The organism is Pseudoalteromonas sp. SR45-5 (assembly GCF_014163565.1).
GTDB classification, from domain to species: domain Bacteria; phylum Pseudomonadota; class Gammaproteobacteria; order Enterobacterales; family Alteromonadaceae; genus Pseudoalteromonas; species Pseudoalteromonas distincta.
In genome coordinates this window covers 1-10788 of sequence record NZ_JACJDN010000059.1, presented here as the reverse complement: position 1 = coordinate 10788, position 10788 = coordinate 1, and the positions used below count along the sequence as shown (strand labels likewise).

General features: G+C 41.2%; 7 protein-coding genes. 4 read left to right on the top strand and 3 right to left on the bottom strand.

What is annotated here, in order from left to right:
- Together H5072_RS04070 and H5072_RS04065 are read right to left on the bottom strand one after the other, a co-directional pair.
- Window positions 1-950: carbohydrate kinase (locus H5072_RS04070; RefSeq protein ID WP_182692785.1), on the bottom strand; the 950-nt coding region annotated here is incomplete at its 3' end.
- Window positions 951-966: 16 nt separating this feature from the next.
- Window positions 967-2268, bottom strand: a complete 1302-nt coding sequence (locus H5072_RS04065) for an MGH1-like glycoside hydrolase domain-containing protein (RefSeq protein WP_182692784.1) — start codon at window positions 2266-2268, stop codon at window positions 967-969.
- Window positions 2269-2464: 196 nt separating this feature from the next.
- On the opposite strand from H5072_RS04065, the gene H5072_RS21460 reads away from it, so the two are divergent.
- The 4 genes from H5072_RS21460 to H5072_RS04045 all read left to right on the top strand — a co-directional run bounded on the left by H5072_RS21460 (window position 2465) and on the right by H5072_RS04045 (window position 9168).
- Window positions 2465-4906: a TonB-dependent receptor domain-containing protein gene (locus tag H5072_RS21460; RefSeq protein ID WP_182692783.1), complete on the top strand. Its 2442-nt coding sequence runs from the start codon at window positions 2465-2467 to the stop codon at window positions 4904-4906.
- A 197-nt stretch (window positions 4907-5103) separates the two neighbouring features.
- Window positions 5104-6684: a sodium:solute symporter gene (locus H5072_RS04055; RefSeq protein ID WP_182692782.1), complete on the top strand. Its 1581-nt coding sequence runs from the start codon at window positions 5104-5106 to the stop codon at window positions 6682-6684.
- Window positions 6685-6694: 10 nt separating this feature from the next.
- A complete protein-coding gene (locus H5072_RS04050) occupies window positions 6695-7936 on the top strand; it encodes a glycerate kinase (protein ID WP_182692781.1) in 1242 nt (413 codons plus the stop codon).
- Between the two features lie 74 nt (window positions 7937-8010).
- Window positions 8011-9168 (top strand): ROK family transcriptional regulator, encoded by a 1158-nt coding sequence (locus H5072_RS04045; protein ID WP_002957728.1) that lies wholly within the window; start codon window positions 8011-8013, stop codon window positions 9166-9168.
- 285 nt (window positions 9169-9453) lie between these two features.
- Here H5072_RS04045 and H5072_RS04040 read toward each other — a convergent pair.
- Window positions 9454-10788, bottom strand: a 1335-nt coding sequence (locus tag H5072_RS04040) for a S9 family peptidase (protein WP_182692780.1), incomplete at its 5' end; no start/stop codon positions are given.

Below are 10788 nucleotides of genomic sequence, written 5' to 3'. Positions count from 1 at the left end.
GACTTTTGGTTAGGTAGGGAGTTAAATGCCCCTTTGTAAGATGCGGCATGGGCACCACATAACGAAGCAAATTCAAAAATAGTTGTTAGTGTTTCGGGCGTGTTGCAAAGCTCGCTAAAAGAGCTGGGTGTTAGGTTTTGTAAGCCTAGTTGATACAGCAGTCCACCTACAAACGCATCTCCTGCAGCGGTGGCATCAACCATAGTAACCTTTTTAGGGTGAAGCGTTTGCTTGGCATTTTTTGTATACCAATGCATAGGGTTGCCTGCATCGGTAACTACAAATAGCTCACAACCGTTATTAAGTGTTTGGGCAATAAACTCATCGCTCGATTGCTCACCCGCTAAGTATTCAAGCTCTTCTTTTGAGGCTTTAATAATTGAGCAGTCTTTTAATAACGGTAAAATATGCTCGCGAGGGTTGGCATCGCTTGGCCATAAATTGAGGCGCAAGTTAATATCAAAGCTCACAATTGAGTTATTTTGTTTTGCAAATTTAACACCGTAAGCGGTGGTGTTTCTGATGTTTTTGTCGGTTAATGTGTTTGAGCAAATATGAAAAATATCGCATTGCTCAAACCATTCGCGACTAAAGTCATCGTTACTAAAGTGCAAATCGGCGGTGTTATCACGGTAAAACTCAAACGTGCGATCGCCATCGTTATCGAGTGATACAAACGCGAGAGCTGTTTTTGCTTGGTTGGTAAAACGCATAAAGTCGGTTTTTACACCTTGCTCTTTTAATGCATTATGTAAAAAGTCGCCAAAGCTATCAGTGCTTAGCATTCCTGCAAAGTAGGCATTACCGCCTAGCTTTGCAATAGCAACGCTTACGTTTGCAGGCGCACCGCCTGCAAACTTTGTAAACGCTTCGTGTTCGTTGCTGTTTTGGCTCAATTTATTTGAAAGTAAATCAACCAGTACTTCACCAAAGCATATTGTGTGTTTCATGATCTTGCCTTAGTTATTAGTCAAGTAGCCAATGTAATGCAATTGCAGCTGTCCACGAGAAATCTTTACCACCACAGCCTGCACCTGTTTCTGGGTTAAAATATTCGTAGTAGCCTGACTTAACAACTAGGTTGCGAGTGTCATCTTGAATTTTGTCAGCCGTTGTTGCAAAGCCTGCTTCTTTAAGGCCTATGGCTATCATCCAGTTGATGTGTAACCAAATCGGGCCACGCCAGTAGCGTTGTGGCTCGTATTTTTCCTCTTTAGGGTGAGTAGAAGCCACACTAAACTGGCTTGACTCAATAAAATCTTCGGTGGCTGTATTAATTATTTTAGTTTGCTCATCGCTTGTTAAACCTGCATATACAGTTAATAGCGCGGCTGATGTTTTAACTTTAGCCAAGCTGTTAGTTAATACATCTCTGCAGTAAAAGTACTGGCTTTGTTCACACCATAAAGTATTTATGGCTTGCTCTGTTATTTGTAAACGCTGTGCTAGGTAATCAGTGCGAGCATCGTTTAAGCCAAGCTGTTCACCCATTTTGAGTAAATCTTTGGTTGCACGGTGCAAAATAGCAATAATACCTAGGTCATTCATTTTGTACGGACAGGTTTCGTAGATTACTTTGCTGTCAAAGTTGTTACGTTTGAAAAAGTCTACAAGGTATAAAAATCGGTCGTATTCACTTTTATGTGGACGCTGAGAAGAATCTACATGACTTGTATCACGGCGCGTATATTCCCAATCTACACATGGCACAGCATGAAGAGCATCATCCCACGATGGGCTGTTATCCATGCCCGATTCCCACGGGTGGTAGGTTACTACTAAACCTGTTTTTTCAGGATCTCGGTCGTTGTACCACCATAAATGATAATCAACTACTTGTGAAAATAACGCTTTAACTTTTTGTTCTGCAAGTGCTTTATCTTTCGCGCTGGCAAGCATTTCTTTCATTACGGTGGCGACTACTGGCGGCTGTGAAATAGATGTACTTTTAATTTTTTTATCCGAACCCCATACGTCAGGACCAGGAAAATAAGTATTAGAATCTTTATGAAACAAGATGTGCGGCACCATGCCATCATCCCATTGGCCTGAAAATAACACATCAATTTCTTGCCATGCGCGGCTTTCGTCTGATTTCATCCAGCCTAGCGCTGTAATGGCTGAATCCCAGTTCCACTGAAACGGGTATAGGCCATGTGTTGGTACTGTATAGCCACCTAAGTCGTTTGCTATAAGTGTTTTAGTAGCAAGGTCTGCAAGCGATGAAGCCGTTGCTGAGTCAATTTTACCGCTGTTTATAGTAGTCATATTGGGTGCTCTTTGTGTGTTATTTCCGATTTGGATAATATTAAAGCACTCATTATGGGTTGTAAATGTTTTTTTTCTGTGCTTAAATCCTGTTCGAAGTAACAAAAAACTAACATGTTTACTTGATTATTTCGGCTTTGCTTAGCCACACTCTAAGTAAATACACACAGACAACTAGCACAATTGGAGAATACCCGTGAATAAAACAACGATCGCCTCTATTGTATCTTTATGCCTCGCACAGGGCGCTTATGCAGCAGAAGAAGCTGCACCAGATACAGCAAAAAAAGCTAACAACGTTGAGCGTATTATCGTCTCTGGTACCAGTAAAGGGCGTGTTATTTCAGACACTCCACAATCAGTAACATCTATTAGTGAAGACGAGCTGGTAAAGCTGTCTTCAAGTAGCCAAGCGGATGTGCTTCGCTATATTCCGGGTATTAAAGTAGAAGGCGGTGGCGGTGAAGTCGCTACTAACCTACAAGTAAGAGGCTTACCTTCATCGGGTCAGTTTCAGTTTACGCCACTGTCGTACGACGGTTCACCTAGTTTGAGTGTTTTTGGTTTAAACTCATCGGCGTTTGATGTGTATTACCGTAATGATTTGGGTATTGAGCGCGTAGAGTTTGTGCGTGGTGGTGTATCTAATTTATTTGGCCAAGGTTCTGTGGCCGGCATTATTAACTATATTTCTAAAACGGGCAGTGATGATCCGCAAAGTACCGTACAAATGGAGCTTTCTGACCAAGGGCGTACTCGCTTAGATTTTGCAACGAGCGGTCCACTTAACGAAGACGGCTTATATTATGCGCTTTCTGGTTTTTACCGTTACGACGAGGGCCCTTTAGATACAGGCCTTGAGACTAAAGGTACACAGTTGCGTGGTAATATTCGTAAAGAATTTAATGATGGCTCTGGCTCATTTACTGTTTACGGACAGTACATTGACGACCAAGCTCAGTTTTACTTACCTATTCCACTTGATGGCGACAGCCGCGAGCGCTTAATTGGTAACGATGGTCGTGAAGTCGAATCACTGCAAACGGCGCAAGTATCTAACTTAACGTACGATACAGCAAATGGTCGTTATGAATCGCCAATCAGCGATGGTGTAGTTACTAAAGGTGGCTCTATTTCAGTAGTGTTTGAAAAAGAACTCGCTAACGATTTTGCCATTAATATGCGCAGTAAATACGCTAAATACCAACACGAATTTAATTTATTTTTAGACGGCGACGGTATTATTAATGTACCTGAAAGCCAAGGCGACTTCTTAGCTAACAGAGGGCTAGGTGATGCAAGCGGTGCTGAGTTTTCTTATGTTAATTCAGGTGTCGCACTTGCAAGTGATGACTTACTATTTGCTAACCGTATTTTAGACCGCGACCGCCCAGCTGAAGATTTTTCTGCAGAATTTAATATCATCAAAAGTATTTTTGTAGGTGATTTTAGCCATGATATTACAGTCGGTACATTTTTCTCGCACAGTGAAGCCGACGACGATAACGTTATTACAACTTACTTAGGTGAGTTTAATAACAACCCTCGCTTAATCGACTTAACGTATACCGATGTTAATGGCGATGAGGTTCAGTACACTCAAAATGGTATTAGTGGCCCAGGCATTTCTTATACTAACCAAACCATTAGCGCTACCCGCAGAGCATTGTACGTAGCGGATCAAATGGAAAGTGACGATTGGATTTTTGACTTTGGTGTTCGCTACGAAGAAATTGAAGGCAAAATTAGTCGTGAAGGCAGCCAAGTAGTTCAGATTTCAGATGATCCAACGCTTGCACCTAACTTACAAGTTAACACTACGGGCAGTGGTGTAATGACTTACGGCGAAGTCGACACGTCTGAATTTGCTGTATCAGGGGCGGCGTTATATCGCTTAACTGATAATTTAAATGTATATGCCAATGCATCTCGCGGGTTTTTCTTCCCAGAAATTAGAGGTATTCAGTTTAATGATTTAGGCGAGCCTGCCAGCTACGAAGCCGAAATTGTTGAGCAAGGCGAGCTAGGTGTTAAGTTTTTTGATAACGACTTTAGCGGCAGCATTGCGTTATTTAGAACTGACTTAAAAGACAGACGCAGCGTAGACTTTGTAAATGATGGTAATGGAGGCGTATTAGAGCTGCCAGTTATGCAATCAACTAAAGCAACGGGTGTTGAGCTTACTGGTCGTTACGATATTACCGATGAGTGGACTGTTGATGCCAACATGACCTATACCGATCACGAATTTACTGAATTTGACTCAGACCCTTCTATTATTGGTAACGAATTACGTCGTAAACCAAAAATATTATTTAACTCATCTATTAGCTACACCGCAGATAACTGGGATGCATCGATTTACCATAACTTTACCGGTAAAAACTTTGCAAATGACTCAAACTCGGTAGAACTTGATTCATTCCACTTATTTAGATTTGATGCAGGCTATAACTGGCAAGTTGCACCAGAGCAAACAGTACGCTTAAGCGTTGGGGTATTTAACCTGTTTGATTCTGACGGTGTTACTGAAGGTTCGCCTCGTCTAGGTAACAGCCAAACGGCAGATAACCCATACTTTGTAGGTCGCCCAATTCTCCCACGACGCGTTACTTTAAGAGTTAAATACGACTTTTAAATAAATGCTTTATGCCTATTAACTCACTTTGGGGTTAATAGGCTTTTTGCATTGTGATGCATTTTTCAGCTAAGTTAGCTACAGGTTTATCTTTTTGACTAGGCTCGTTTATTCAAAAAGGTAAGGGCAGGTAGCCGTTTGGTATTTTAATTTTGAAAAGGCGCAGTGTTTTCATATTGTGAATACGCGAATAAATTATGAATATATTAGATTTTTCAATAGTTGCTCTTTATCTTGGTGCCTTATTGGTAATGGGATTTATGCTACGCGAACAAACCAATAAAAGTGATTACTTTTTAGGGGGTAAAAGCTTAGGTTGGAAACCTTTGGCTTTGTCGGTAATGGCCACTCAGCTTTCGGCTATTAGCTTTATTTCGGCTCCTGCATTTGTTGGTTTGCGTGAAGGCGGTGGTATGCAATGGCTCTCGTATGAGTTGGGTGTTCCGCTGGCGATGATTTTAATTTTAGCGACTATTTTACCCAAGCTTTATAAAAGCGGCATTGTTAGTATTTACGACTATCTAGAGATGCGCTTTGGCCGCTCAACCCGTGTGCTTATTAGTGTGGTGTTTCAATTTAGCCGTGCGTTTGCCACCGGCATTATGATCTACGCGGTATCGCTTATTTTACAAGGCACCATGGGAATAGAAGCATGGCAAGCTATTGTATTAACGGGTGTTATAACCGTTTTGTATTCACTGCAAGGTGGGATGAAAGCTGTAGTGTACGGTGATGCAATTCAAATGATCATCATTGTACTGGGTACTATTGCTTGTATTGGATTTGGGCTATATCACTTAGGTGGGGTTGATACCTTTATTGCCAATGTTGATTCGAGCCGATTAGAAGCGATTAAGTTTGATTCATTTGGTTTTAGTGGTGATGGCTTTGGCTTTTTACCGATGATTTTTGGTGGTGTGGTACTTTACGCTTCTTACTATGGGTGTGACCAAACACAAGCGCAACGTGCGCTCAGTGCAAAAGATCCTAAAAACCTACGCTACATGATTTTAGCAAATGGTGTAGTGCGCTTCCCTATTACTATTTTATATTGCGTGTCGGGTTTAATTGTTGGCACTCTGGCAATGAGTAACCCTGAATTTTTAGCAAAAATTCCAGCAGATAACCCTGATTGGATGATGCCTATATTTATTTTAGATTACCTACCGCATGGCTTAATTGGTTTATTGGTTGTCGCTATTTTGTCGGCAGCGATGTCGTCACTTAGCTCTGCAATTAATTCACTTTCGGCGGTAAGTATTGAAGATTACAGCCGTATATCTAATAAAGAGCTAGACCAACCATCTTACTTAAAGTTAGCTAAATACTTAGGTTTAGCATGGGGCGCAATTACCTTAGTACTATCACTTTTTGCCGGTGACATTGCGCCGACCATTATTGAAGCTATTAACAAAGTCGGCTCGTTATTTTATGGCCCAATACTGGCGGTATTTTTAGTTGCTGTATTAAGTAAACGCAGTGCTGCATTGCATGCCAATATTGGCTTAATTAGTGGTGTATTAATTAATTTGTTGGTGTCGGTATTTGCGCCAGATGTTTTTTGGTTTTGGTGGAACTTTATTGGTTTTGTAAGCGCTGCGGTGATTATTTATGTTACGAGTCGTTTAATTCCAAGAGAGGTAAACGAAGTCACAAAAGTACAAAATGCCGAGACCGTATCAAACTCAATTTTAACTGGCAAAGATATCGTTATGCTACTTAGCATGTTTGTTGTGATGATATTAATTTGTTTAGCTATTCCTTCAATTTTTTCGTGAGCTGTGACTAATGGATTCTAAAAAGTCGTTTTTAATTGATTTATTTACCACTGCGGTAAATGCCTGTAAACCAAGTGCTTGCATGAGTAAGTATTTAGAAAATATAGATGCAAGCAAAGGTTTGTGTGTAGTAGGGGCGGGTAAAGCCGCCGCTGAAATGGCTGCCGAAGTTAATCGCTTTTATGGTGATAAATGTTTTGGCGCAGTGGTAACGCGTTATGGCTACGAAAGTAGCGGCGATACTGGGCGAATTAAAGTGCTTAGTGCAAACCACCCAACACCAGACGATAACAGCTTAGCAGCTGGCAAAGAGTTATTGGAGCTTGTAAAAAATAATCCGGCTGATATTCCTATTTTGTTTATTATTTCGGGAGGCGGCTCGTCGTTGATGTGCCTACCTGTTGATGATGTGCCTTTTTCACAAAAGCAAAAGCTTAATCAGTTTTTACTTAGAAGTGGTGCAAGCGTTGATGAAATAAATGTAGTGCGTAAGCAGTTGTCACTTGTTAAAGGCGGTAAGTTAGCGCAGGCCGCTAAGTCGGATTACGTTACGCTCATTATTTCAGATGTAGTAGGGGACAAACCAAGTGATATAGCATCAGGCCCTACTATTAGCGATGGCAGTACCAAAGCCGATGCACTGGCTATTTTACAAAAGTACAATTGGCCGGTAATAGCAGAGGTTGAAGCGCATTTATTAAAACCAGAGCAAGAACGAGTTGCTGACACCGTGGGGGAGTACTTTATTGTTGCAAATGCGCAGCATGCTATTGATAGCGCAATAGGTGTTGCACAGCATCAAGGCTGGGAAACTCAGGTACTAGGGTATGATATTCAAGGCGAGGCTAAAGAGGTTGCAAAGCAACATGCGGCTATCGCTCTTGATCAAAAAGCCCAAGGCAAGCGCGTTATGTTGTTCTCTGGTGGCGAGCTTACCGTAACCGTTGCTGATATTTATGGCGATGGCGGGCCCAATCAAGAATACTTAATGGCGTTGGCTGAGGCACTTAATGGCGAAGCGGGTATTTACGCACTGGCTTGTGATACCGATGGTGTAGATGGTAGTAAAGATGTAGCGGGTGCGTATATAAATAGCAGTACAATTGCTCGCGCACAAGACGCTGGCGAAAACTTACACGCACAGTTAGAAGGTCATAATAGCCATCAGTTTTTTAAAGCCATTGATGATTTAATTATTACTGGGCCAACTAACACAAATGTGAATGATTTTAGAGTGATAGTGATTAAGTAGGCGCAGTTTGCCCACTTGTTCTTTATAATGGTTTCACGTAATCTTGTGCTCCAATTTTGTTAGGGTTAATACCTATGTTTTCGTTAAACAACAGTAACTTATTACGCTCTGGTTTTGAGCTTGGAAAAGGCGAAAAGCTATTTCAAGATATTGAGCGCGATATTATAAAAGTGGTGTTTTGGGAAAAGTGCGTAACCCAAAGTCATATTGTGAGCGCAACTCGTATTCCACAGCAAACTGTGTCGCGTTTACTTAAGTCGCTAACCCAACACGGTGTAATTGTACAAACTGATACGCTAATTCCTAATAAAAAAGGTAAGCCTGGGTTTGGCATTGCCCTTAATCCCGATTACGGATTTACCTTTGGCTTAGCTATTTTGCTTGATGCTATTTCGCTTGCTGTAATGGATTTTACGGGGAAGGTGGTTTACACCCATATGCAGCTAATGTCGGATATGAGCATTAATAATGTGCTTAAATGTGCACAAAAGCTGGTAGAAGATATAAGCGCTGAGCGTGACATTCCAAGTGAAAAAGTACTGGGAATGGGCGTGGGTATCTCTGGCTTTTTTAGCTCAATGGATGGGAAAATGAATACCCACCATATGCTTGAAGAGTGGTCGCAGGTTGATATTATCGATATTGTGTCGCAGCATTTTCAACTCCCTACTTGGGTTGTTAACGATGCTACAGGCGCAGCCGCAGGCGAGGGTGTTGCTGGTATTGGACGCGAGTATAAAAACTTTGTTTATATGTTTGTGTCGGCCGCATTTGGTGGTGGTATTGTAAATAATGGCGACGTACTGCGCGGTACATACGGAAACGCAGGTGAGCTTGGCGACATGCTACCGCCAAAATTATATGCCCACCCCAATCTTGAATTACTAAAACGTATTTTGAAAAAAAATGGCGTAGCGGTTACTTCTATTTACGACCTGCATGACAACTTTGACCCCGATTGGCCAGGTGTTGAAGAGTGGCTGTTTAAAGTTCAAGACTCATTTGATTTAGTGGCAACCTGTTGCTCTGCATTATTAGATGCTGAAGCGATTATTATTGGTGGCCATATTCCAAAAGAGTTGGCTGAAAAAGTTATTGCACGAACTGAGGTTTATGCACAATTTAGACGTGGCGCTAAACGCCCTATGCCAAAGCTGGTGGTATCTAATATTGATAATTTTCCGGTATCAATTGGCGCAGCCACATTGCCATTTAGAGAGTTGTGTTTGTAGCTTAATACCAATCCGCAATAATACTTAATCATTTTGCGGGGCTAAACGTGTCGCTACCTGCGTTAAAAAATTCTCCTTTACGACTGCATGGATGCAGAAGGTAGAGCAATGCAGGAGCAATTGCCGAGAACAACTAAATATCGAATTTTTTGCCTAGCTATCAACACGTTTTTCCAGCCTCAGAATAGCTTATTTAATTAAGCGAATTGGTATAAGAAATACACATTTTAAAAACGAAAAAGCCGATATTGTTTTATGTAATATCGGCTTTTTTGTGTGGGTTATTTACTCTTCAACGAATGCTTCGCCTTGTGTCATCCACTTAGCAGCAGGTTTGCCTTTTAAGTAATGATCAAAGTACTGCATCATACGCACTGAAAAATCGACCTGATTAGGAAACTTTTTCAAGTGGTGTGGTTCACCTTCGTATTGTAAAAAGGTTGCATCTTTACCTGCGCGGCGAAGCGCTAAGTAGTACTGCACGCCTTCGTGCCAAGGCACTGCATCGTCTTTATCGCCAAACATAATTAAAATAGGGGTATTTACTTTATCTGCAAAAAACACCGGTGAGTTTTCTATGTACAGCTCTGGTGCTTCAAATAAGTTTTTACCTATACGGCTTTGCCCTGTTTCGTATTGAAACTGACGAGCAAGACCCGATTTTAAACGTATGCCACTGTAAGCACTTGTCATGTTTGATACTGGCGCGCCAGATACAACCGCTTTAAACATATCTGTTTGGGTTATCATAAACGCACTTTGATAGCCTGCCCAAGAGTGACCTTGTAAGCCTATTTTATCTGGGTCGGCTATGCCTAAATCTATTAATTTTTGGGTGGCGTTGATCATGGTTTGCGTTGACGATTTACCAGGGTGACCTATTTCAAAACGAATGTCAGGTAAAAATACCGCATAACCGTTTGAGGTAAACATAGGGAAATTAGGGCGATGGTTTAATTCCATTTTTGGAAAATCAAACATACGCTGGCTCATGTAACGGTAAAAATACACAACCACAGGTACTTTATCGCCTTTTTTATATCCCGCTGGTTTTATTAGTACACCTTGTAAATCTTCACCGTCAAAGCCTTTATAGCTTATTAGTTCTGGCTTTTCGCCCCAGGCAAAATTACTAATTTGTGGGTTTAGGGTGGTCACTTGTTTTGGTGAACTAAAGCTAAAATCTGTTTGGTAGTAATCAGGAAATTGGCTATAAGTTTGCGAGGTAAATAAGTACTTGTCAGCCTTTTTGGCTTTTTTAACCATATCAAAGCGTTTATTACCGCTAAGCACCTTAGTTAGTGTGTTAGTGGTTAAGTCGAGCTTTGCAACTTCACTTTGTTTAGTTTGTAAGTTAATAGCAGAGACAAGTAATGTATCGCCTTTTTTAAAGCCCACTTGGGTTTTATCAAGCTTAATAGCACGGTACTGCGTATTGCTTTGCTTACCATTAGTTAGGCGTTTAGCTTGCTTAGTTTTTACATCAAACGCCCAAATATCGTATTTACTATAAGCAAGCACTTGGCTGCTATCGGTCATCCAACCTGCAAAACCATAACCAGGTTGAGTAGATGGGTAGTCGTGTTTATCATCAGCAAAGGTTGCCTGAATCGCTTTTGT